Origin of the sequence: uncultured Chitinibacter sp. (genome assembly GCF_945957625.1) — a bacterium.
Taxonomy (GTDB): domain Bacteria; phylum Pseudomonadota; class Gammaproteobacteria; order Burkholderiales; family Chitinibacteraceae; genus Chitinibacter; species Chitinibacter tainanensis.
Genome location: NZ_CAMFLP010000008.1, coordinates 1 through 23,866, shown reverse-complemented (window position 1 = coordinate 23,866; position 23,866 = coordinate 1). Strand labels below are relative to the sequence as shown.

The 23,866-nt window shown below is 50.5% G+C and carries 17 protein-coding genes; 8 read left to right on the top strand and 9 right to left on the bottom strand.

Translation table 11 applies throughout. From position 1 onward, the window contains the following. Positions 1 to 54: 54 nt before the first annotated feature. Complete coding sequence (locus tag QV747_RS10390) at positions 55 to 3,189, top strand: type I restriction endonuclease subunit R (RefSeq protein ID WP_273432686.1); 3,135 nt, start codon at positions 55 to 57, stop codon at positions 3,187 to 3,189. Beyond that, positions 3,179 to 3,901 (top strand): M48 family metallopeptidase, encoded by a 723-nt coding sequence (locus QV747_RS10385; protein ID WP_273432684.1) that lies wholly within the window; start codon positions 3,179 to 3,181, stop codon positions 3,899 to 3,901. The genes QV747_RS10390 and QV747_RS10385 overlap by 11 nt, the downstream gene beginning before the upstream one ends. Before the next feature lie 8 nt (positions 3,902 to 3,909). Here QV747_RS10385 and QV747_RS10380 read toward each other — a convergent pair whose 3' ends face one another. Together QV747_RS10380 and QV747_RS16650 are read right to left on the bottom strand one after the other, a co-directional pair. Beyond that, positions 3,910 to 4,152, bottom strand: coding sequence for an AlpA family transcriptional regulator (locus QV747_RS10380; protein WP_273432682.1), 243 nt, complete (start codon positions 4,150 to 4,152; stop codon positions 3,910 to 3,912). Positions 4,153 to 4,399: 247 nt separating this feature from the next. After that, complete coding sequence (locus tag QV747_RS16650) at positions 4,400 to 4,975, bottom strand: inovirus-type Gp2 protein (RefSeq protein ID WP_373317327.1); 576 nt, start codon at positions 4,973 to 4,975, stop codon at positions 4,400 to 4,402. Between the two features lie 419 nt (positions 4,976 to 5,394). Here QV747_RS16650 and QV747_RS10375 point away from each other — a divergent pair, with 419 nt between their 5' ends. The 4 genes from QV747_RS10375 to QV747_RS10360 all read left to right on the top strand — a co-directional run bounded on the left by QV747_RS10375 (position 5,395) and on the right by QV747_RS10360 (position 9,055). After that, complete coding sequence (locus tag QV747_RS10375) at positions 5,395 to 6,348, top strand: DUF932 domain-containing protein (protein WP_288791505.1); 954 nt, start codon at positions 5,395 to 5,397, stop codon at positions 6,346 to 6,348. A gap of 96 nt (positions 6,349 to 6,444) precedes the next feature. Then, positions 6,445 to 7,449: a YqaJ viral recombinase family protein gene (locus QV747_RS10370; RefSeq protein WP_273432678.1), complete on the top strand. Its 1,005-nt coding sequence runs from the start codon at positions 6,445 to 6,447 to the stop codon at positions 7,447 to 7,449. Continuing rightward, on the top strand, positions 7,442 to 8,425 hold the full coding sequence (locus QV747_RS10365) for a hypothetical protein (protein ID WP_288791504.1): 984 nt from the start codon (positions 7,442 to 7,444) through the stop codon (positions 8,423 to 8,425). Before QV747_RS10370 ends, QV747_RS10365 begins: the two co-directional genes overlap by 8 nt. Positions 8,426 to 8,638: 213 nt before the next feature. After that, positions 8,639 to 9,055 (top strand): lecithin retinol acyltransferase family protein, encoded by a 417-nt coding sequence (locus QV747_RS10360; protein ID WP_273432672.1) that lies wholly within the window; start codon positions 8,639 to 8,641, stop codon positions 9,053 to 9,055. A 207-nt stretch (positions 9,056 to 9,262) separates the two neighbouring features. Here the strand turns inward: QV747_RS10360 and QV747_RS10355 are convergent, their stop codons facing one another. From QV747_RS10355 to QV747_RS10345, 3 genes are all read right to left on the bottom strand, one after another. Continuing rightward, entirely contained in the window at positions 9,263 to 9,754 is a 492-nt protein-coding gene (locus QV747_RS10355) for a hypothetical protein (RefSeq protein ID WP_273432668.1), read from the bottom strand. Continuing rightward, on the bottom strand, positions 9,751 to 14,874 hold the full coding sequence (locus QV747_RS10350; protein ID WP_288791503.1) for an RHS repeat domain-containing protein: 5,124 nt from the start codon (positions 14,872 to 14,874) through the stop codon (positions 9,751 to 9,753). The genes QV747_RS10355 and QV747_RS10350 overlap by 4 nt, the downstream gene beginning before the upstream one ends. Positions 14,875 to 15,096: 222 nt before the next feature. Beyond that, positions 15,097 to 16,566, bottom strand: coding sequence for a site-specific integrase (locus QV747_RS10345; RefSeq protein WP_273432665.1), 1,470 nt, complete (start codon positions 16,564 to 16,566; stop codon positions 15,097 to 15,099). A 354-nt stretch (positions 16,567 to 16,920) separates the two neighbouring features. Here QV747_RS10345 and QV747_RS10340 point away from each other — a divergent pair, with 354 nt between their 5' ends. Beyond that, a complete protein-coding gene (locus tag QV747_RS10340; RefSeq protein ID WP_273432663.1) occupies positions 16,921 to 17,379 on the top strand; it encodes a nucleoside deaminase in 459 nt (152 codons plus the stop codon). A gap of 117 nt (positions 17,380 to 17,496) precedes the next feature. On the opposite strand, the gene QV747_RS10335 is transcribed toward QV747_RS10340, so the two are convergent. After that, positions 17,497 to 18,252, bottom strand: a complete 756-nt coding sequence (locus QV747_RS10335) for an ABC transporter substrate-binding protein (RefSeq protein WP_273432660.1) — start codon at positions 18,250 to 18,252, stop codon at positions 17,497 to 17,499. 160 nt (positions 18,253 to 18,412) lie between these two features. On the opposite strand from QV747_RS10335, the gene QV747_RS10330 reads away from it, so the two are divergent. Further along, the gene (locus tag QV747_RS10330; protein WP_273432658.1) at positions 18,413 to 19,687 is read left to right on the top strand and encodes an alkaline phosphatase D family protein; all 1,275 of its coding nucleotides are present in this window, start codon (positions 18,413 to 18,415) and stop codon (positions 19,685 to 19,687) included. Between the two features lie 2 nt (positions 19,688 to 19,689). On the opposite strand, the gene QV747_RS10325 is transcribed toward QV747_RS10330, so the two are convergent. The 3 genes from QV747_RS10325 to QV747_RS10315 form a co-directional block, all read right to left on the bottom strand. Then, entirely contained in the window at positions 19,690 to 20,661 is a 972-nt protein-coding gene (locus QV747_RS10325) for a lipase secretion chaperone (protein WP_273432656.1), read from the bottom strand. A 2-nt stretch (positions 20,662 to 20,663) separates the two neighbouring features. Continuing rightward, positions 20,664 to 21,974 carry a sphingomyelin phosphodiesterase gene (locus QV747_RS10320; RefSeq protein ID WP_273432654.1) on the bottom strand — a complete coding sequence of 437 codons (1,311 nt, stop codon included), beginning with the start codon at positions 21,972 to 21,974 and terminating at the stop codon, positions 20,664 to 20,666. Between the two features lie 395 nt (positions 21,975 to 22,369). Then, positions 22,370 to 23,866 (bottom strand): type I secretion C-terminal target domain-containing protein (locus tag QV747_RS10315; RefSeq protein ID WP_288791502.1); only part of this gene is annotated, 1,497 nt, incomplete at its 5' end.

Sequence of the window (23,866 nt, the reverse complement as noted above, 5' to 3'; positions counted from 1 at the left end):
CCCGTTTTTCTTAAGCCTTTTTATTAGTTATCTATATAATTCGGAAAGCCCGAAATGAGCACAGTTGGTCAAATCGAAAGAGCAACGCAAAATCGCATCGTTAAATTATTTAAAGATCAACTGGGCTATGGTTATCTGGGCAACTGGGAGAAGAGCGATGGAAATCGAAATGTTGAATCAGGCGAACTCAATGCTTGGTTGACCAAACAAGGCGTGGATGATGCGCTGATCCGCCGCACTTTGTATGAGTTTGATAAGACGGTGAACAATACCCAGCTCTCGCTGTATGACCGCAACAAAGCGGTGTACGAGTTACTCCGCTATGGCGTGAAGGTGAAACCCGACATTGGCGAGAACACGGTGACGGTGTGGTTGATCGACTGGAAAGCTCCGCTGAATAATGATTTCGCGATTGCCGAAGAAGTGACGGTAAAAGGCGCGGACGCCAAGGCGAGCACCAAGCGGCCCGACATTGTGCTGTATATCAATGGCATTGCGCTGGGTGTGCTGGAGCTCAAGCGCTCCACCGTTTCGGTATCCGAAGGCATACGCCAGAATCTGGATAACCAGAAAAAAGAATTCATCCAACCTTTTTTCTCCACTATGCAGCTGGTGATGGCGGGCAACGATACGCAGGGCGTGCGTTATGGCACGATTGAAACCCGCGAGAAATACTATCTGGAATGGAAAGAGCCGAGCACGGTGGAAAACCTGCTTGATCGGCATGTATTGCAGATCTGCGAGAAAAAACGCTTTCTGGAGCTAATCCACGATTTTGTGGTGTTTGATGCGGGCGTAAAAAAGCTTTGCCGCCAAAACCAGTACTTTGGCGTACGTGAAGCACAGCAATATTTGAAACGTCGCGAAGGCGGCATTATCTGGCACACGCAAGGCTCAGGTAAAAGCCTGACGATGGTGTGGCTGACCAAATGGATACGCGAAAATATCAAAGACGCGCGCGTACTCATCATCACCGACCGCACCGAACTTGATGAGCAGATCGAAAAAGTCTTCAAAGGCGTCAACGAAGAAATCAGCCGCGCCAAGAGCGGCGCTGATCTGATCGCCCAGCTGAACGATACTCGCCCGTGGCTAATGTGCTCGCTGATTCATAAATTCGGCGGCAAGGAAGACGGTGAAGACGTTGGCGATATCGCAGCGTACATCGAGGAAGTGAAAAAAAGCTTGCCTGCCGACTTTGCACCCAAGGGCGATTTGTACGTGTTCGTCGACGAGTGCCACCGCACACAATCGGGTGAGCTGCACAAGGCAATGAAATCGATTCTGCCTAACTCGGTGTTTATCGGTTTTACCGGTACGCCGCTGCTGAAATCAGACAAGCAAAAATCAATCGAGGTATTTGGCAGCTATATCCATACCTACAAATTCAACGAAGCGGTTCGTGATGGCGTGGTGCTTGATCTGCGCTACGAGGCACGCGACATTGATCAAAGCGTCACTTCACAAGCCAAGATTGATCAATGGTTTGCGGCCAAAACCAAAGGGCTAACCGATTTGGCCAAAGCGCAGCTCAAAGCGCGCTGGGGTACTTTGCAAAAAGTGCTGTCTAGCCAATCACGGCTAGAAAAAATCGTGAACGACATTTTGTTCGACATGGAAACCCGCGACCGCCTTGCCAATGGGCGCGGTAATGCGATGCTGGTGACCAGCAGTATTTTTGAAGCCTGCAAATGCTACGAGCTATTTTGCAAAGCCGGTATGGGCGAGCAATGCGCGATAGTGACTAGCTACAAACCATCCCCTGCCGACATCAAAGGCGAAAGCACTGGTGAAGGGCTGACCGAACGGCTGCGCCAGTATCAAATCTACAATCAAATGTTAGCGGGCAAAGACCCAGAGCAGTTTGAAAAAGAGGTCAAAAAGAAATTCATCGACGAGCCAGGCCAGATGCGTCTACTGATCGTGGTGGATAAATTGCTCACCGGTTTTGATGCACCGTCGGCGACCTATCTGTATATCGACAAAAAGATGCGTGACCACGGCTTGTTCCAGGCCATTTGCCGCGTGAACCGACTGGATGGTGAAGACAAGCAGTACGGCTACATCATCGATTACCAAGATTTGTTCAAACGACTCGAAGACTCCATCGGCGACTACACCAGCGGCGCACTCGATGGCTATGACAAAGACGATGTGCAAGGCTTGTTGGAAGATCGCCTGAGCATGGCCGCTGCCGATCTGGAAGACGCACGCGAAGCGATTAAGGCGCTATGCGAGCCGGTAGAGCCACCAAAAGATAGCCCTGCGTATCAGCGATTCTTCTGCGGCAATGGCTCTGCCGAAGACTTGAAAACGAATGAAGCCAAACGTTTAGCGCTCTACAAACTGACCGCGACATTGATCCGCACCTATGCCAATATCGCCAGCGAGCTGACCGAAGCAGGCTATAGCGCGAAAGAGATTGAAACGATCAAGCAGGAAGTCGATCATTTCGAAAAAGTACGCAGCGAGATCAAGATCCACAGTGCCGATTACATCGACCTGAAAACCTACGAACCCGCGATGCGGCACTTGATCGACAGCTATATTCGCGCTGAAGAAAGCGAGAAGATTTCGGCCTTTGACGATATGTCGCTGATCCAGCTGATTGTAGAGCGTGGCACTGATGCGGTTGAAACCTTGCCTAAAGCGATTCGCGGCAATGAAAACAGCATGGCTGAAACGATTGAAAATAACGTACGCAAGCTGATTATCGACGAAACGCCGATCAATCCGAAGTACTACGAAACAATGTCGGCCCTACTTGATGCGCTCATCGAACAACGCCGCAATGGCGCGATCAAGTATCAGGAATATCTGACCAAAGTGGTTGAGCTAACCCGCAAAGCCAAAAACCCGATGGGCACCAGCACTTACCCAGCTAGCCTGAACACTGCTGCGCAAAAGGCGCTGTACGACAATCTGGATAAAAACGAAGAGCTGGCAGTCCGACTTAACAAAGTCATTCTGGCTAGCAAGCAGGACGATTGGCGCAGCAGCAATATCAAGCAAAGAAAGATCCGCAATGCGATGCGACTGACCCTGGAATCGTTTGCGCTTGAGAGTACTGGCGTGGACAGCGAACCTAGCCCGAATTATTTGCCACAGATTGATGTTGCATCGGACGATGAAATGGATAAGATGCTCGACCGCCTGATAGAGCTAATTAAGCATCAAAATGAGTACTGAGCACCACATTATCGTTAGCGGTATTGCCGTTGAAATTGACCGTAAAGATATTAAAAATCTGCACTTGGGCGTCTACCCACCCAATGGCAGAGTGCGTGTTGCAGCCCCATTAGCCGTTAGCGATGAAGCAATTCGTTTAGCGGTCATTGGTAAATTGGGCTGGGTTAAACGCCAACGTTTGAAATTTCAAAACCAGCCGCGCCAATCAGCAAGGCAAATGGTTTCTGGCGAAACTCATTTCTTTTTGGGCAAGGCCTATCGCCTCAAAGTTGAAATTGCTCAGCGGGGCCAAATTAGTCTACGTGGTAGCCGCCATCTTGTTTTAAATTGCCACGCTGATAAATCGATAGCGCAAAAAGAACGAATTCTGCATCAATGGTATCGCAAACAACTCAGAGCCATCGTTGATGAATTGCTGCAGAAATGGCAGCCGGCATTAAATGTAACACCTAGCTTTTGCGGCATTCGCAAAATGAAAACACGCTGGGGTAGTTGCAATACTCAGACGGGACGAATTTGGCTTAATCTTGAGCTGGCAAAGAAATCACCGCAATGCATTGAATACATCGTGGTGCACGAGCTCATTCATCTGCTAGAGCGGCATCACAACGAACGATTTATGGCCTTGATGGATCTGCACTTGGGCAACTGGCGAGTACTGCGGGACGAGTTAAATCAGGGGATGTTGGCGCAAGAAGAGTGGCGATATTAGCTAGCCAATCATGCTGCAATCGCTGGCTGAGCGCCAACCCGAGCAGCCTCCATGCACGCCTTCATCCATGCCTCTATCTCATTCGATGCCCAAACTGTGGTGCCAACCCCTAACTTAATCGGCACAGGAAAAGTTGGATCGTAGCGTTTTGATTTTGGGTTGAGTCGGTCATAAATCGTTGATCGTGCCATGCCGATGAGCTGAGTGAGTTCTTTGATTCGCAAGAAACGTACTGTGTTTTCTGTGGTCATGATGCTTATCTCCTAGCAATAAAAAAGCCCCGCAAATGCGGGGCTGATCAAGGTTGAAATCTGTAAAAGTCAGTCGTATTTTTAATGAAAACTTAGATGTTTTTATAGCATTTACAAGGGATATAGCGGCGCTCATCCAACGGTAACAGGCTGAATAATTCATCCCTACCGTCACCTACACCATCGCTGTATTGCTTCTCTCAAAACATCAGGGTCTACGGAATTTTTTTCCTAGCTGATTGGTACCTCAACATGTTCTGGGACGACCTAGCCTTGGCTTGCTACTACGCTCAGCAGAAATCTCACCCCGACCAAACCAGCGTCGTGTAGGCAGACCATCTGGATAAGCACGAAGCAAATTTCTATCCATTTTGCACAGATATTGAGCAGCCCTCTCTAGACCATCTCGCATAGATTCATCTGCATGATGGACCATGCCGATACCCAGTCTGTCGAAGCGCTCATACTCAGATTTATGCCGGTTACAGTTCCAGTAGCTTCCCTCTCCGTCTGTGATTAGATCTCTCCAGTACTCTCCAATCCCATCTGCTAACGGAATATCCATCCTACGTTTTGCACCATCGAAGAAAAACATGCAGTGGTAATGCCAGCCATTCTGCTCCCCCAGCTCCAGTCGCCAAACATAACCAACGAGATGATCAAACATGCTGTTATGTGCTTTATTTCTGAGTAGTCGATCTAGTGCGCTACGACACAGATCGAGATCAGATCGGTATTTGCTATCAACCCTAAAACTTAAATCCAGTCTCACAACCAATATTCGTGAGTGCAATCCAAATAGATAATTCAAATAGCGATTCATACTACAACAACGAGCAGCACCCCTGCCCGTACCAATTCGGACATTCATCATTCACCCCAAACTAACTTAGTTACGTAATGTAAATAAAGATATCAGCGTCAGTTGCTTTATCTATGCAATAAATAAGATCAAAAACAATAACAACTAAAACCATAAATACACCCAAAGAAAAACAGGACTGCAACCCAGCAAAAATCAGCAGCCTACCAGGTCAAAAACGCCCCAATTCTCACAAGGTGCGATGTAGCAAGTTATAAACACAATCAAAATAAAAACAGACATATATAACCTCCGTGAAGTATGCAAATCGAAGCAGAAAACAACTCGCTTCAAAGCATATTGCTCAGAGAGATTTTTTACTGCTCAATCAAATACAGCCCAAGTTTCGACTTGGGCTTTTTTATATCTGGAGAAATCAAATGGCTCATCTTGTCGAATCTATGGCTTTCGTTCGTGACACCCCGTGGCACGGTTTGGGTAATCGTTTAACTGAGCAGCAGCCGTTGGAGGTGTGGTTGCGTGAGGCTGGGATGGAGTGGTCGATTGATCAAAGCGATGTGCTGTTCAATGTATCGAACACCGGCATGCACATTCGCTCGCACAGCGATGCCAAGGTGCTGTATCGATCCGATACGCTGGCACCGTTGTCGGTGGTGTCGAATCGCTATCAGGTGGTGCAGCCCGATGAGGTGCTGCACTTTTATAAAGATCTGGTTGAGGCTGGTGGTTTTGAGTTGGAAACGGCTGGGGTACTGAAAGGCGGCAAGAAACTCTGGGCACTGGCACGCACTGGGCAAGAAAGCCTGCTGCGTGGCAATGATCGGGTGAAGGCCTATTTGTTGCTAGCCACCAGTTGCGATGGGTCGATGTGCACGACGGCGCAATTCACGTCGGTGCGGGTGGTGTGTAATAACACGCTGCAAATGGCGGTAGGTGAACGCAGTGGCGCAGTGAAGGTGCCGCACTCAACCAAGTTTGATCCGCAGGCGGTGAAAGAAGCTTTGGGGTTGGGCTTGTCGGGCTGGGAGCAGTTCATTGGCAATCTCAAGCAACTATCGCAACGCCCAATCTCTGCCAGTGAAGCAGCACAGTACTTTGGTGAAGTACTGGGTGAACAAATCCTTGATCTGGATAACCCCACCGTTTCCCGTGCCATGCAACAAGTAAAGGCGCTGTATAGCGGAGCCGGGATGGGCTCTTTGTTGGCGAGTAGTCGCGGTACGGCTTGGGGTGCACTCAATGCAGTGACTGAATTTGTTGATCACCAGCGCCGAGCGCGTAGTCAGGATTACCGCCTCGATTCAGCGTGGTTTGGCCAAGGTGCACAACTAAAAGGTAAGGCACTGAATCAAGCGTTGGCCTTGCTGCAATAAGCCACCCTGTTCGTCGTTTATTTACTTCATTCAACACATTAATCACAAGCCCCGACTGGTTAGCCAGCGGGGCTTTTTGCTTTTGGAGGTCTCATCATGCGTGAACGTTATGGCCAAGCCATTCGGCTGGCATCCACCGTCAATCTCAGTCGTGAACAATGGCTGCAGTATCGTGAACTGGGCATTGGGTCTTCTGATGCCGCAGCTGCGATTGGCTTTAGTGCGTACAAAAGCCCACTCACCCTGTGGCTAGAAAAAACTCACCGCAAACAACCTGACGACATCGTCGATAAACCGGCGGTGTTGTGGGGTACGGTGCTCGAACCCGTTTTAGCTTCCGTCTATGCCGAGCGCACGGGCTACAAGGTGCGCAAAGTGAATGCGATTCTGCAGCATCCCGAGCATCGTTTTATGTTGGCCAATCTGGATCGGGAAGTACTGGGTCAACCGGAAGGCACTGGCGTACTCGAAATCAAAACCGCCAGCTATCACATGGCACCGCAGTGGGAAGACGGCATTCCACTGGCGTATCAATGCCAGGTTTTGCATCAACTGGCCGTAACCGGTTTTGCTTGGGCCGATGTGGCGGTGTTGATTGGTGGGCAGGACTTTCGGATTTATCGGGTTGAGCGCGATGACGCCAAGATTGCGGATTTGATCCAGCTGGAAACGCAATTCTGGAAACACGTCACTGCCGATATTCAACCTGATCCCGATGGCTCTGACGATGCCAGTGCCGCTTTGCAATGGCTGTTTCCGCGTGACGACGGACAAACCATCGACCTGTCTGAATCGGCGGAATTCAATGCGCTGTTTAGCAACTTGATCGAGTTGCGTGAGCGTAAAGAAGAAGTCGAAGCCAAAGAAGCATTGATCCGGCAACGCCTGCAAAACGCCCTAGGCACAGCGACTGCTGCGATCTTCGCTGCCGGTCGCATTACCTGGAAAAAAGCCAAAGATCGGCTCACACCGGATCTGGACAAGCTCAGTGCCGAACACCCCGAGATTGTTCAGCAGTACATCAAGTCAGTCGAAGGATCGCGGCGTTTCTTAATACAGCCCAAAAAACTCATTCCTTCTGGAGGGCCTCATCATGATTAAAGGGTTAGCCATTACACCACCGGTGATTGGTCGGATCAGTATTGGTCGCTTGGTGCAAAAGAAAGACAAGTGGGTGCCTGAAAAAGACGATGGGTTTACGTTGACCACACAGGTTCAAGGTAAAGACGGCTGGCTTTTGCACCCGCTGCATGCCCAGTTGGCTGAAACCAGCCCAAACAACAAGATTCGTTCGATTCCAGTGAAATTGCTGTTTAACGACAGCGATCTGAATCTACGTGCTGAGTTCAGTGCATTTGATCGGCAAACCGGACGGCCTTTGTGCGTGGGCAATGGTGAATATGCTAAACGGGTTTCGGGCGAAGGCATTGAGGAAGTAACCTGCCCTACGCCCGAGCGTTGTCAGTACGCACAAGAAAAAGGCTGCAAATTGTATGGCCGATTGAATGTGCAAGTGGAAGGGCAAAACGATGAGCTAGGTTCGTTTATGTTTCGCACTACCGGTTACAACTCGGTGCGAACACTAGCAGCTCGGTTGCAGTACTTCGCTGCGGTGTCGAATGGCCTGGCGCGGTTCTTGCCATTGCAACTGAAACTTCGCGCTAAAAGCACCACGCAATCGTATCGAGCGCCAGTGTTTTATGTTGATCTGACTTTACGCGATGACGATACCTTGGTCAGTGCGGTGACTGCTGCACATCAAGCGGCACAGCAATATGCCGAAGCGGGAATCAATATCGCGCAACTTGAACAGGCCGCCAAAGCCTTGCTCGGCAATGGGCAATTTGAAGACAGTGCGGAAGAGATGCCGCTGGTGTTGGAAGAGTTTTATCCAGACGCCGAAGTCGGCGATGAAGCATCACCTGCTCAAAACACCAGTACCAGCAATAAGCCGAACCAAAGCACTAAAAGCAACACCAGCCAAGCCAGTCCTACTATTCGCCCCACCACTTTAACCCCACGCCTCGGCGCATCCACAACAGGAGAAAGTCATCATGAATCAAAACTCAACCACTGACACCTTGATCGCCTTTGCCTTGGTCTTTGCCGCGGGTTTGTTGTGCGCAAAGTTAATCAAAGGCTACTGCCGATCTAAACAACCACCGCAAACACGAGTGCCGTATCCAGCCCCTGCTGTACCGCACACCGATCAATAACCTACCCACACAGCTAACACAGCCCCAGAGAAATCTGGGGCTTTTTTATTGCTATTTTTATTTGGAGCAACATCATGGAAAAAGGCGACCACCTGATTTCAGCCCGTATCGGCTACTCGCACCACGGCATTTTTATTGGCCGTAATAAAGTCATCCATTACTCGGGATCATCATTTGGCAGAAACAAAAAAGGGGTGATTGAAGTCGTCGATCTTGAAACCTTCTGCCAAGGCAATGGCTGCACCATTCAAACCTATCCATTTCGCGCCTTTAGTCGTGATAAAACCGTCGAGCGGGCCAAATCACGCCTTGGCGAAGAATGGTACAGCGTGATCCTGAACAACTGCGAGCACTTTGCTACGTGGTGTATACAAGGCTTTCACCACAGCCATCAAGTCAGTCGATTAATTGATGCGGTAGCAGTGAGCGTCGTGCCAGTGTGTGTGATTGCTGCCAAGCTATTCGCCGGTCGAAATCAGTATTCTTTTTGAAGGCATAAATGCAAACAAGGCTACTCCACAACGGAGTAGCCTTGTCGTATGGGGATTATTTTTTTGGCCTAAACCAAACCACGAATGGTTCGCTGTTTATGCCTTACCAATTTGGTGTGCGACGCCTTGCCGAGCCAGAGCCATAGCTAGGCGAATCAGCTTGGATCAAGCGGTCGATGGCGTCGTAGGAGCTTTGTGAATGGAATTTCATGATTGAACAAGTTTTAATTTCGACTTTGTTTTAAAAAAACGATCAATGGCGGATGAATTAAGAAAAACAACCTCATCATCAACAATTTCCCCATACTCATAATCATCACCTATTTGAAAACCGAGAACATACGCCCCCTCATCCGCCGTATTGCCATATATCACATTTTCAACCCAAAGTTCGTTGGTTAAAAAAACAGCCACCGCACCAAGAGCAATTAGCTCATCAAAGACCAACCTTGCGATTTTTTTAATCTTCGAAAAATCGTCACAATCAATATCAATAAAAATGAAAACACCCCTGTAGCAATCGCCATTGATTACATCAATTGAATTTGAGGCTATCTTTTCTTCCAGAGTCTCCTTTATCATTTCTTCATCGAGAGTTACTTCAAACCCCCATAGTCCACAAATAAAAATGGACAGCTGTCTCGGATCACCCATGCTTGGCATGAACTCATAGTTAGAAAAAAAATCTCTGCATTTCATTGATTCACCTTACCGTAAGAGTTGATCTGCTCGGCACTAGGGGTAATTGTGGTAACAATGTCTCCGGCTTTTGCATTTTGTGTATCTTGGGCTGCAATATACACAGCGACTTGCTTATCTTTGACAGTACCAAGATAGACATCAACCACAGCATCCCCTCTGGTCATTTCGTAATTCTTCGCAACTGGGGCGCTTTGCATTAGCTTTTCAACAATACTCTGCATTTCTGCTCGTGCTAGCTTTGAATTAGGCGGAGCGGATATTAGACCTTCCCTGACTAGGTGACGTGCGCCATGATCCAAACCTCTGATTGAAAATCGGCTAGCTACACTGGCATTCCTTGTCATGCCAATCCCCAACCCAATCACACCCGGTGGGCCGGGAAATGCTGCTGCAAGACTATCAATTCCAACACCCAGCGCATCTGCAGCAGCCGCCCAGTAGTTGCCTTTTCGCACATTCGCTACTAAGGATTTGACCCCTAAGGAAATACTAACCCCTTCAATCGCAAGCTCGGCGTAACGTCCATCCGGATCCACAAACTTAAACGGGTTATTGTTTGCGTACGCGTAGCGGTTGAAGCTATGGATCGGGTTGGCTTCGTTCCAATCGACAGGATCCATCGCAGTAAAACGACCCTGCACCGGATCATACCAGCGGGCACCGAAGTAACTCAGACCTGTGGCTTCCTCATGTGGTTTGCCAGTGAACCATTGCTGGTTTTTAATCGGGCCAGTTGCACCGTCATGCGTTTTCTCACCGAATGGGGTAAATGCTGTTCGCCATAACAGCTTCCCACTGGCATCGGTGGCTGCGATTGGACTTCCAAGGGAGTCATTATGGAAATATGTGGCTGTACCATACGCTTCTACATCAACAAGCTTTTGGCGCCCCATATACAGATGATTGATGCTTGTTCCAAGCGATAGATCTTTCTCGAAGTAAAGCAATCCATCTAAACCCGTAAACTCGAGTTTATTTTGACCTACTCCGTTTGTGAGAACGCGGATTCCCGCAGCATCATAGACATATGAAATCTGACTTGGGGTACCTTTATTAACCCAGCGTAAATTGCCTGCCGAATCGAATTGATAACTTTGCCCATCACCTCGGCTGATCAGATTGCCCCAGCCATCATAAGACATGGCGAATGATTTATTCCCAGTAACAGACTTAAGTTTTTGCGTTGCGTCATAGGTGTATTCAATCCGATAGTCGCCAGCAACTTGCTTCACTATGTTGCCATTTCCATCGTAGTAGATATCACCCTCACCCCAGTAGCCATCAGAGACGACAAGGCGGTCAACTTCATCGTAGCGATTGACTCGATTCCATTTCGGGTAAACGTTATCCCTGATCTCCTTAAGATTTCCGACGCCATCAAACGAATAGTTAGTATCAACTAGCAGCCGTGAAGCCACTGAAGCTTTATATGCAGCCAAATCTTGGTCATATTTTGCCTTAGCTTGGTTATACGCTACTGTCGCTTGCTGATGCTGCTGCAGGGATTGGTTGTAGTTTGCTAAGTTGGTTTGATATTGCTGATTTTGTTGGTTGTAGGTGTAAACTTGTCCACGATAGGTCGCCCATGCGGCAGCCTTAGGACGCCAGTCGGCCAAACACGGATTCAGCTTCGTGTTTGTCCAAGTATTCAGTGCGCTTTGATATTGCTCGGGACGTACAAATTGTGAAGGCAGGGGAGCAGGATTAGCGGCACGGCATCCGGCTTGACCATCACTCCAGACGACACCTCTTTGATTCCAATTGGTTGTGCAGCCTGCCATTTCACTTTGCCAAGTTGCAAAAGCAGCGCGATAGCGATCTGCCGCGCCATTAAGTCCACTAAAGTCACTGAGGAGTGGTTCTCTGTACAGTGCTCGGCAAGCAGTATCTGCTGACATTGTTGCACCAGGCTCAGGAAATGCCAGAGGTGCCGGTGGAGTCGGCGCAGTAGGTGGCGTTTGATTAAATGGGGCAGGCGGAACAGGCGCCACAGGCTCTTGCGGAACCTGATCATTAATCAATGCTAGTTTTTGGGATTTAGGCCAACCTCGTCCGGTAAACTCAAAAACATTATTACGGCCGTTTGCACCGTAGTACTGAAGCACCTGATGGCGAGGATTATATTTGATGCCTGAGATGAATGAGCCCAGCTTGGTTGGGCGACCAAACAAGTCTGGCGCAAGCTCAATACGCTGTCCATTTGGATAAACCAACGCAGTCTTAAAGTCATTTGAATCATACTCATACTGCAGCGAGTAAGTTGACCCTGCGGTGGATAGGGTCTCTTTCGTTGGGTTATTATTTGCATCATATTCAAATGAGCGAGTAACAGAGTTGGTCTTTTGCTCGATCAGATTTGAATTTTCATCATATTTTAAACATGCTGGCTCAGCTGATTGATCTGCGAATGAAATGCTTTTTAGCTTGTTGTTTCCGTCATAGGTAAAGCTTGTTGCAGGCAGCTGATTGACTTGTTTGGTCAGCACGTTGCCAACTGGGTCATTAACAAATGTTGTAACTCCAAGCTCAGGGTCAGCTCTTTGCACTAAATAGTGTTTGCTGTCGTAGCTCCAGGTTCGAGATACATTATTTTGAGTAACTTTAGTTACTTTACCCAAAATATCGCGCTCAATAATCACTGTGTCATTCACTATTGCCGGGGACACACGAACCAATTTCTTTTCATCTGGGTCGCCAATGGCACGGTATTGATAGGTTGTCTTTACCCCACGTTCCTCTGTGATCGCAACTTCACTACCTTGATAGCTATAACTCCGATACGAACCATCAGCATGAGTTTCTTTTGTGACTCTCCCCAGGGCATCATAGGTGAAGCTGTCCCCTTCATTGGGTGTGCCCGGATAACTTTGGTAGATTTTTCGGCCTAGGCTGTCAATCACACTGCTTGTGATGAATCCATTCACTATCGTTTGATTGGTACGACCAAAACCATCCCAACTTTGAAAGTCTGTCGTACCACCACGGGTAGCAGTTCTCGATGTTGGGGTCCATTGAATTGTCGTGGCACTGCCTCTGGCTGGTGTCACTGTGATGGGGCGACTCATGTTATCGTAACGATATGAGATCGTATTGCCCCGAGGATCCTTCACGGACGTGATATTGCCAAAATCATCAACAGTTCGACTCGTGGTAACTGAGTTAATATTGGCCGGACAGGAGGGGCCTTCTTTTCCTGTGGCAAGCTGCTTAACTTCAATTTGTGGGACGCCACGATAGTAATTGTCATAGGTCGTGACTAAACCCCGCGGATCTTTTACTGACCTGACTTCCCCATTTGGAAAATTATCATACTCAGTCACCACACCATTTTTGTTTTCAAGCAGCAAATTGCCATAGATATCGAATGAACGTGCGATGGCCGAGTGCGCAGGCTGGCCAGATCCCGGACTGATTGTCTCTGACTTCACGCGATCTAATCGCCAAGCAGATGCGGGTGTTTCGTATGCATATTGCGTCCACGTATTAACCCCATCACCTGAGGCCAGAACAGTCAGCGGACGAGCAAAGGCATCGAAGCTTGTTTGAACCGAATATGAGCTGCCTTGGCGTACTGTAGTCTTACGTTCGTTTAGAGGAAGTCGAACCTGCTGACCAACGCAACTCATTTCATCGTTGGTTTTTAAAGTCAGATAGTGATGACCAAAGTTATTGATGACTAAAGAGGTCCAACCAAACTCTGTGGTTTGAAGTACATTACCGGCTTGATCAAGCAGCTCACTTTTCTTTTGTAATCCGATTTTCCAGCGATCTGTAGCGCAGCTAGGCACATCGGCAGCATTCATATAGCTGGTAATCTCAGATGATCCATCTGGACGGATTACTTTTCGAATATCAAGCGGAGTCGTTGAATTACGATTGATGAATAAATCTGCACCAGGTGCATAGGTGCTATAGACCCAAACACCACCATCCGAGGTCGTTTTTTTCCAAACAGCGGCTGTTGAAGTGAGCGCGTTACCAACCAAAGCATTTTTGATAATGCCTTTACACTGGGCTTTGTCTGCGGGGGAGGCATCAACACGCAAACAAGCAGGACTGTTCAGATTGGCATATGCATTAACATCATAGGGTTGCCAACCGTGCTCATAGTTAATTACGCCACCTTGCGGTGTGGTTAGTCGATTTGGAATACCCACGAACATATCAAGGGGCCTGAGTGCAGGTACCCTTGAAGCTTGATAAAAACCTACTTTCCAAGTTGTGCCATCTGGATTCGTAATAACGACATCAGGCTCGTTTACGACTTGTGGATTTGTAGAGGCATAGCCAGAGAATTGCCAAGCACGATCACCTGCACGAAGCCCCGTCAGTATTGCACCAGAATAACTGAGCTGCACAAGACGGCCATCAGAGGCTGAAACTTGAACCAACCGCCCCCCCTGATAGGACAGACTTAGACTCTCCGTATTTGGAGCCTTAATTTGACTTGGCGATAGGTACGAAATTGTGCTCGATGTCGTGCCATATTCAGTGCACGTGTTTAAGTTCCCAACTTGGCATTTAGAGAAGTAGCCCGGCAGATAATCCGTTTGCTGATGCTCAACAATATGTTTTTGATCCAGCCGATAACTTAAACCATCAGGCGAATCTAGCTGCGCAGTATTGGGCCCTGAACAGGTCAGTCGCCATTGGTTTGCGGAGATGAACGCCTGAAATGTTGAATCTTTTGCATATAGCTCGAAAGTCGAGCCATCAGGCATTTCTATGACGGGCTGTAGTCCGTCGTACTGATAAAACCCCTCTGTACGGGAATGCTGCGCGGGGATTCCACATAAATTCTCATCACGACCTGAGAATTTCACTCGTGGAACAAAGATACCCCTACTCTCTGGCGAGCCCTGCCTATAGCTCCAGCTCAGGTTTATCGGCAAATGGCCATTTCCCTGCCACGAAAGGACTGGGATATTAATTTTGAGACGCCCACTGAATGGATCAATAGTCTCATAGTGAGCATCAGGGGAGCTTGTTCGTTTCGTTGGAAGATTGTCTTCCATGAAAATGTTTTTGACGGGTAAACCTGCGCCGCTAACAGTTGCTTCACCATGCGCAGAGTTCAAAAAAAGGCCAAGTACAGAGCAGAGGATAATTCGGAGCACAACTCATACCAAAACTTGTTGTTATTCTTGCCATTTTACCCATGTGCCATGCAAGCTTACAACTCAAATTCTGCTCATTTACTAGCCATAATCCCATCAGGTTGCGGCCTTAGTTATTTGTGGTGAGTTCTAGTGCTGCACGATCTCAGCGGAGATGCTTGATGGCCAATGTCGAAGCCATTAATTTAAACTATCAAAAAACATAAAAATATAGAAAAAACATCAAGCCACCTTGATTGCTTGCATGTCGGTTGTTTCATTAGAAAATACATCAGGTGGAATGTATCTCCCTTGCGAGTTGGCATCAAGATAGTCAGCCCACCACTGCAGCATCCGCTGACGTTCAGCTAAATACAAAGCATTCCGCTTATAAATTTGCTCTACCCGATTGCCACTACCGCCTTCGTGTCCAATGTGCCGTTCGATAGCATCATGGCTATAACGGTTTGATTCATTGAGCGATGAAACCATCATGGTGCGAAAACCATGTAAGCAAATGTCAGCAGCAGTGTTGTATCCTATTTTCTTCAACATATTGTTGACTGTATTTTCACTGATCGGGGTACCTAATTTGCGACCTTGAAATACAAAAATTGCATCGCCGTTTAATTTACGCAGTAACGTAATCAGCTCAATCGCTTGATGAGATAAGTAGATGATTCGTTCACGGCGCATTTTTTCACCACGAACAGAATTTGGAACCCCTTCAACTTCATCACGCTCAGCAGGAATCGTCCAAATGGCTTTATCCAAGTCAAACTCAGTCCAACGAGCAAAGCGAAACTCCGATGAACGTGCGCCGGTTAATAAAGCAAACTTGGTGGCCGTTTTAACTGTTACTAAACCTTGGTAGGCATTAATCCGACTAATCAGCTCAGCTAACTCAGATAGCGGCAATGCAGGGCGATTAACCGGCTTACGCGTTGGAATTGCGCCTTGCAAGTCTAGGGCAGGGTTGGATTTGATCCTGCCAATTTGCACTGCATAACGCATGATGACGGTAATGTATTGCCGATAGGCTTTTGCAAGACTATAAGTACCTCGCTGAGCCACTAGATTCAGAGGCTGAAGCAGATCATGAGTTTCTAAGGTATCAACGGGCCTACTCCCAATGATCGGGAAAATATCAGCTACGAGGCGCTTCATAATCCGCTCGGCATGACTAGGGATCCAGGTGCCGCTCTCGACCTCTTTTTTGTGCCATGCTCGTGCCACTGCTTCGAAAGTATTTTCTTGCTGATAGAGCTCCGCAGCTACTTTCCCCTCTTTTGCTTTTTTTGCTGAACATGGTTCTACACCAGCAGCCAACAGTTCTTTGGCCTTGAGCGCACGGGCACGGGCATCCGCTAGATCGGGTTTAATCAGATTACAGACGCCCAGTGATATGGTTTTTTGTTTACCCTGATATCGATACGGCAGTTTCCAATAGCCAGAGTCGCCCATCACCCATAAAGACAAGCCGAATCCACAGGCAATTTTGCACGGTGGTGACTTCAGTCCTGAGGCGATGTATTCTTGGGCTTGACCTATTTTTTTCTTCAAAGCCAGAACGCTTAAATTGTCAGATTTTGATATACCAGCCACCTGCAGCCCCCTCGTTTGATGCCCATTGATTGGCCATTGTTGGTTCATTTGATGGTCTTTTTCAATAAAAAAGCACATCAAACCCAATAAAATCAATGCACTGGACATCTAATCGAGTCTCGTGTTGCCACCTGCTTCTAGCAGGACAAGTAGAAAAGCCCGCAAAACCATGTATTTACTAGGTTTTACGGGCTTTTTTCATTTCTGCGCCGTTGCGCACAAACGCAGAACCCCACAATTCATCTACTCAAACGTATTGAGCAGAACGCAGGTCATCACAGCAAAAAGCGCCTCGCAAGAATCAGGCCGATGGCAAGCCCCAGCCTGCTCAATCACAACACGGCATCAACACAGCGATCTAAGCACCAACACTGCCACGCTAAAACTTACGCGGACATGCTAAGCTCTAGCTACTTTCTCGCCTCGCCATCAGCCATGCCCGCACATCCCGCTCCAGAGTTTATGCTTGCCGCTCTTAATGAAGCTTCGATTGCGCTTGAAGCCGGCAACTTACCGATTGGGGCTGCGATTGTTCACCATGATCGAGTTATTGCGCTGGGCCGTAATGCTATCTCTACTCCCGCCGATGACACGCGGCATGCCGAGCTAGCAGCCATTGAATCAATCGCGACATTTCTAGCTGAACATAAACGCGAGTGCACGCTCTACACCACGCTTGAGCCCTGCATGATGTGCTTGGGGGCGATCATTAATGTGGGCATTGAATCAATCGTGATCGCCCGGCCCGACCCCGATGTGGGCGCATTGCGCTTGCTTCCACATGCAGACTATTACGCCTACAAACACAGCCGTTTGCAGGTGATCACGGGCTTTATGCAGGCCGAGGCACAAGCTTTACTCACCGAATACGTGCGCCGTACGGGAGTGCGTCAGCATTTAGCCGCGAATGCCGAGGGCTAGCGCAATAGCTGGCGCTAAGTGCAGTTGTCAACGGCGGTGATCGACTAACTGAAAACCAGCTCCAAGCTGAATCACAGCGAGAGTAGCACTAGGTTTTGCTGGGAAAAAGGTGGCTCATTATCGTGGTGAAGCGGGCATGATTTGTGCCCATTGTGGGCTGCGTTTTAACTTATGCAAACCGCGATTAAAGCGCTCGATCAACTCTTGAGCGTGTTCATGCTGACGATTAATCACCAGATGTATCGGCGACTCGTGCAGAGCCTCTTTGGTGGTGGCAAATTGGCCTTGCTCCGCCGGCGGCCAATGCGTTTGAATCAGATTCCAGCACACGGCTTCATCGCAGGGAAAGCCATCAATATAGCCGGCGGCCAGTTTTTTTAGATTGGTCAGATCATCTACCGCCTCATCCAGCGTATTTTGCGCACTGGGCTGGGTGAGCGCCGGCCACACTGCCGCGCCATAATCATAGCCGCGTGATAAGCCCAGCCGCCGCCCTTTGATCAGGCGCCACGGCGACCAGGGCGCAGTGCTATCGCGGCGGTAAAACATCACCACGCGGCCGGTGTAGAGCGGGTCGGAAAACAGAAAATCGCGCTGTCGATCAGGGGTGAGCAACCAGCCCACCGAGCCCGCCACCCGCCCTTGTCGCGCATCATGTAGCGCACGCACCCAGGGCATAAATTGATAGCGAACACTGACATTTTCGCTCGCGAATGCCTCACTCACCACCCAGCTTAAGCGCCCGCCTTCAGGTAGCTTTTCGCCCATATACGGCGGCCATTCACCATTGCTCAGCGTGATGCTCAGCGCCGGCGCCGCCGGCACCGTGGCGCACCAGCACAGCAAAAGTAAGAGTAGCCAGCAGCGTGGCATGGGGTTATCCGAGTCAGCAAGACACCACTCAGACTAGCAGCGTGTATAGCGCCCTGCCAGTGCACCTGCGCTTAGGCATGCACGGCGCACCGCCAAGCATTACAATCGCCCTCTTTAGCCGCTGGCACTGCCGTGCCAGCCTTGCACCCAGCGATTGATCATGCCTCAAGCAGCCACTTCTTCTACCCGTTTAGATCTTGCCCCAGTCTTGCCCCGGCGGCAGTTTTTAGCTGGGCTCGCCGCCGGCGCACTCCTGCCGGCTTGCCAAACGCAAGCCGAAGCTCAATGGGTATTGGGTCAAACATCAAATATGAATTGGCTGCTACGGGCATACATACCAGGTGTATATCTAAAACTACAGTTGCAACTGGCTCAGCAATACCTCCCACCACTGCAACTACAGGTGCTTGAGGGCTGGACGAGCGCGCTGTTTCAGCTGCCGGCCCAGCTCGCTGGCCAAACACTGGCCGCGCAACTGCGCGCGAACGATCAAACGCTCGGCACTGCACGCCGCATTCAGCTACCGGTCGCCGCACCGGCAAGCGAGCACACGCTCTACATCGGCTCTTGCCTGCAAAAACTGGGCTGGTTTGGGCGAGAGCCGATTTTGGCCAGCATCGTCGCCGATGCACGCCAGCAGCCCAATCCGGCCATGCTGTGGTTGGGCGATCATCTGTACTTCGCGCCCGATGATCTTAGCCAGGCGGGCACCATGTGCCGCGCCTATCAGCGGCAACGCCAGCATGCCGCGCTGGCCGAATTACTGACCGCCATGCCCAATTATGCCATTTGGGATGACCACGATTTTGGCCTGAACGACGCCGACAGCAGCGCCCCCAGCGCGAAACTGAGCGCGCAGGTGTTTCCCCTGATGTGGGCCAACCCACCCAGCCCCACGCCGTATTTTGCGCTCCAGCTCGGGCAGGTGCGGCTCTTGTTCACCGATAACCGCAGTGCGCGGCGCGGCCGCAGTGCACCGGCCTATCAGCGCCAGCTCTTTGGCGAGGCCCAGCTCGCTTGGTTGCACCAACAACTGCTGCAGCGCGATGTTGCCCATACCCTGTTGCTGGGCGGTAGCCAGTGGTGGGTCGGCGCGCCGGGCGAAGAAGGCTGGTCGCATGCGGCGGCCGAGCAGCAGCGCTGGCGCGAACGACTGTTGCAACAACCGCCCGCCAGCCGCTTGCTCTACATGAGCGGCGATCGCCATCACAGCGCCGAATTCACCCGCCAGTTTGGCCAAGAAGTCGTGCATGAGCTCACCACCTCTGCCCTCACCTCGCCGCCTGATCCCGAGCAAACCGGCTACGGCGCTACGCAGCTGCGGCAGTTCTATGCCGAGAATAACTATCTGCGCGTACAGATTCGTGGCGCCGCGCTCAGCTGGCAATGGTTTGGCGCCAACGGCCAGCCGCTAGGGCCGGTCACCACGCGCTAAGCTCAGGCCCCCGGGCCAAACACCTGCGCCCGCCATTGCGCCACGGCTTGCGTATAACGCTCTTCACTCCAGCCTTGTGCCTGCCGTTGCTGCGCCAGCGCCTGCAAGCCCTGCTGATAATTCGCCCGTTGCTGTTGCTGCTGGGCCTGCTGGCGGAACTGCTCGGCGCGCTCACGGGCCGCCAGCGGCTCGAAATAGCGGTTGAGTAGCTGCTCACGCAACTGCGCGGCCTGCTCGGGGCTAGGTTGATCCAGCAGGGCCAGCCGGTATTCCAGCTCGAAGCGTTGCGCCGGTGTTTCGGCGGCCTTCAGCTCAGCATAATAATCGCCATAATGCTGCACCCGCAGCGCCTCCAGCGCTTGCAACCGCGCTGGCTGGCGCAGGGTTTTCGCCTCATGGCGGGCAAAATCATTCACCGCGGCCTTATACGCCAGCAGCGCTTCTTCTTGCCCAAACCACGCCTTGGCCGCCTCGGGCCCCATCACCTGCTGGCGCAATTGGCTGAGTTTAGCCAGCCGCTCGGCCAGCGGCGTATTGAGCGATTGCACCAGTTTTGGCTCAGCTTCGTTGAGCTTGGGTAGCGCTTGCAAGGCTTGCAGTAACACTTGCTGCGCCGGTGTTGCCGGTTGTGCCGCCAGCACCGCTAGCCAATAACCCCGGCAGTCCGTTTCGGCCGCGCGCGCGCAGTCTTGCTGCGCCTGTTGCCACCAGCGCTGCAGCTGGCCTTGCTGGGCCCATTGCTGCACTGGCCCCGCCGCCGCCTGCCATTGCGCAGCTTGCCGCGCAGCCAGCTCTGGCGAAGTGCTCCGGCCCCAGTGGGCCGGAAAACTTGCCGCAGCAGTGTGCGCAGCAGTGTGCGCAGCGGCGGCTGACGCCGGCGCAGGCGCAGGCGCGGTTGAGTGTGGCGCTAGCGCATACCAGGCTAGGCCGCTGAGCGCGGCCAGCGCGATGATCGCAATTCGGTTCGGCCGCATGATTAAAAGCTAAACAAACCGGCAACCGGAAAATGATCGGACAAATCGCGGATCGACCACAGCTCTGGGCGCAAAGTACGCAAAATACGCACATCGTTGCTCGCACTCAGTGGCTGGCGCGTGCCGCTACCGACCAGCACATAATCCAGATACTCCACCGTGCCGCCCGATAGGCCATTGCCCGCATTGAGGTTCACCCCGGCATCAAAGGTGTTTTTGTAGCCGGTACTGCTTGGTGCCGTCGCACGCAAAATGCTGAGCATCTGCGCATAATCATCAGGGAATTTGTATTTATTGACGTTCATATCCCCGGCAATCAGCACCACATCTTGGCTGGCGACGCTCTGGGCATCGAGCAGGCCACGAATTTTGCCAAAGGCGTATTTGCGCAGCTGCCGTGCTTCATCGCTATCAAATGAGGGCGCATGGGTATTGGTTAGATGATAGATCTGGCCTTTTTTCAGCACCTGCACGTAATTGGCGCCTTTATTGGCCAAGCAATCCGAACCGGTACACTGATCAAACACGATGGTTTTATCTTGCAAAATCGGCCAGCGGCTCAGAATTAGCGTACCGCCATCCTGATAAATATTGTCGGGGATATCCACCAGAGACGATTGATACGGAAATTGCGTGCGCAGCTTATTCAGGAAAGCGGCGCGGCAATCGTTATCAAAGGCTTCTTGCACCGCCACCGCATCATAGCCGGCCAGATTGTTGGCAATTTCATCCAAGCGCACGCAGTTATTACTTGATACCGGCGGCAAGGCCCACAGATTGTAGGTCAGCAGCTTGAACTCATTATCTTTGCTGGCACGCTCTGGCTGGTTATCCGGCTGAATGATGTAATACAGATCATCGTAGCCACCGGTAAATTCTGCCCGGTAAGACACCTTGCTCGCCAGGCCAGCGTATTGCGTAGCCCGGGTATGAATGTCGCGATCGCCATACCAAGGATCGGTAAAGCTCGCGTCGCTCGCCGAATGGCTTAAATTGCTGGAAGAAAAAGTCCCGGTGAGTTTTTGCTTTAGGGTAACCACGCTGCCAGCGGCGCTAATGCGGGTATCAAAATAATAAGTTTTCCCGTTTTTGATGCCGACATTGCGGTTCATCCACAGCACTTTGCGGGTGGCATAGGGTGGAATCTCGGTCGCCTCGGTGCCCCAGGTACTACCCTTGGCCAAACTACCAGCGCCGCTTTGTACGGTCGACACCTGCACCGTATGCGCGGTTGAGTTCGTCACATACACATAAGTTTCGGCGTGCACCACACCGCACAGCCACAATACACACCAGCATAACCAGACCGGCATAAGCCACCTCCTTGGCAAAAGCGGGCAGCTTAAGTAGCAAAAGTTACATCTAGACATATTTCAGGTTGCAGGGGCATGAAAGAAAAAAGTCATTTCAAAACATGCCGACAGCATGACTATGCGCCACATTACCACACAGGGTATAGCCATATAAACCAAGAAATAAAAGACCTTTAAGGCCATACCCACAAAAAGATCAAAAGTCGAACGACTTTTGCCCACCTAATAAATCTGATCGCAGCTCGAAGCACTGTTGCATTTGGCGCAGCCAGCACACCAGCAAGTAGATCAGCCTCCCCCCCGTCAGTACATTCGCTGGCCAACGCATTCGGCCACAAGGGCAAAAAAAACGGCGACCATGGGTCGCCGTTTTGAACGTTAAGAGTAACTACCGCTTAATCCACCAGCAATTTACCGGTTTTGATCAGATCTTGAATAATGGCCTGATCATTGCCAGCCGTAGTCAGATCTACACCTTGCAGCGTAATCACCTGATCTTCCTTGGCCACCCAGTTACTGCCACTGAATTCGCCTTTACTGCTGATGTGCACGATGGTGTCGGTACCTGATTTTTCGAAGTGCAGGTATTGCGTAATGTTGTTCGAGTTCTCGCCTTGCAGCAAATCGCGCAGATCCAGTTTATCAACATCACCAGCGGCATTGCCGGCGCGCGCATTATTGAAGTCCATAATAATGTCGCGTGCTGGCGTACCTGCGGTGCCTTGATCACCCAAGGTCCACTTGAACACATCGGAGCCCGCGTCGCCACGCAGTACGTCATGGCCAGCTCCGCCTTCGAGCAAGTCATTGCCGTCACCACCACGCAGCGCATCGTTATCTACGCCACCATACAGTTTGTCATTGCTCGAGTTGCCATACAGTACATCCGTACCTTTTTCACCAAAGACAATATCATCACCAGAACCCGCATTTGCGTAGTCGGCAATATTCTGGGTTGGCGTAGAGATCGAAGTTAAGCTGGCATTAGCACTATCAACCAATGCTTTTTCGTCATCGGTGGTCATAACAGTCAATCCCAGCAATGTCGCTTGAGTGACGGCAGGGTTAGCACTGTTAGGCAGTGTATCGCCCATATAGATCAGATCATTACCAGAACCGGCTTCCACATGATCATTTGAGGCACCGGCAAAGAAGACTTGATCCACACCATCAGTGGTCACCAGCGCAGCAGTAGGTTTAGTAACCTCATTACCATACATGTCTTTTACGGTCGCCCCAGCCTGCAAGGAGGCATAGAAGGTTTTACCGTCTTGGCTTTCGCCATACATCACCGTAATCTGGTCGTTCAAATCGCTACCGCCGATCACATCTTTGCTTGGCACCACTTTGATGTACCACACCGCAGTATCAAAACCACCCTTGCCATCGGTGATGGTATAGGTGACTTTGGCATCACCAATAAAGCCGGCCTTCGGAATAAAACTCAAAGTGCCATCTGCATTTTTCACTACAGTGCCGTTTTCTGCGATAGGTGTGCCGGTAATGCTGATCGGATCATTTTCCAAATCACGATCGTTACCCATCACGTTGTAAGTAACAGTCTGACCTACGCGAGCATAAGTGTAGTCATCCACCGCAATCACCGAGTTGTTCTTCGGCACATCCTGAATGATGGCTTCACCAACATCGCTATAGTCTTTACCCAAGCTGGTTAGCTTCGCAGTAAGAGAGAAACGCTCATTCGGATCAGTCTCTGCATCTACTGCGGTGGTGGTTTTCACCAGAACGTCATTGGTGCCGGCAGTCAGCGCAATCGCGCCGGTGTACACGGTCCAGGTTTTACCGCCATCCAGACTGTAGCTGTATTGGCCTTTGCTGTAGTCGCTTGGGCTCAGGGCAGTGCCGTCGGCCAGGGTCAGCGTCAGGGTGCT

What these genes read in the sequence shown, in the direction of transcription:
- QV747_RS10390 (WP_273432686.1), top strand. Translation starts at nt 55, where the DNA reads ATGAGCACAGTTGGTCAAATCGAAAGAGCAACGCAAAATCGCATCGTT.
- QV747_RS10385 (WP_273432684.1), top strand. Translation starts at nt 3,179, where the DNA reads ATGAGTACTGAGCACCACATTATCGTTAGCGGTATTGCCGTTGAAATT.
- QV747_RS10380 (WP_273432682.1), bottom strand. Translation starts at nt 4,152, where the DNA reads ATGACCACAGAAAACACAGTACGTTTCTTGCGAATCAAAGAACTCACT.
- QV747_RS16650 (WP_373317327.1), bottom strand. Translation starts at nt 4,975, where the DNA reads ATGAATCGCTATTTGAATTATCTATTTGGATTGCACTCACGAATATTG.
- QV747_RS10375 (WP_288791505.1), top strand. Translation starts at nt 5,395, where the DNA reads ATGGCTCATCTTGTCGAATCTATGGCTTTCGTTCGTGACACCCCGTGG.
- QV747_RS10370 (WP_273432678.1), top strand. Translation starts at nt 6,445, where the DNA reads ATGCGTGAACGTTATGGCCAAGCCATTCGGCTGGCATCCACCGTCAAT.
- QV747_RS10365 (WP_288791504.1), top strand. Translation starts at nt 7,442, where the DNA reads ATGATTAAAGGGTTAGCCATTACACCACCGGTGATTGGTCGGATCAGT.
- QV747_RS10360 (WP_273432672.1), top strand. Translation starts at nt 8,639, where the DNA reads ATGGAAAAAGGCGACCACCTGATTTCAGCCCGTATCGGCTACTCGCAC.
- QV747_RS10355 (WP_273432668.1), bottom strand. Translation starts at nt 9,754, where the DNA reads ATGAAATGCAGAGATTTTTTTTCTAACTATGAGTTCATGCCAAGCATG.
- QV747_RS10345 (WP_273432665.1), bottom strand. Translation starts at nt 16,566, where the DNA reads ATGTCCAGTGCATTGATTTTATTGGGTTTGATGTGCTTTTTTATTGAA.
- QV747_RS10340 (WP_273432663.1), top strand. Translation starts at nt 16,921, where the DNA reads ATGCTTGCCGCTCTTAATGAAGCTTCGATTGCGCTTGAAGCCGGCAAC.
- QV747_RS10335 (WP_273432660.1), bottom strand. Translation starts at nt 18,252, where the DNA reads ATGCCACGCTGCTGGCTACTCTTACTTTTGCTGTGCTGGTGCGCCACG.
- QV747_RS10330 (WP_273432658.1), top strand. Translation starts at nt 18,413, where the DNA reads ATGCCTCAAGCAGCCACTTCTTCTACCCGTTTAGATCTTGCCCCAGTC.
- QV747_RS10325 (WP_273432656.1), bottom strand. Translation starts at nt 20,661, where the DNA reads ATGCGGCCGAACCGAATTGCGATCATCGCGCTGGCCGCGCTCAGCGGC.
- QV747_RS10320 (WP_273432654.1), bottom strand. Translation starts at nt 21,974, where the DNA reads ATGCCGGTCTGGTTATGCTGGTGTGTATTGTGGCTGTGCGGTGTGGTG.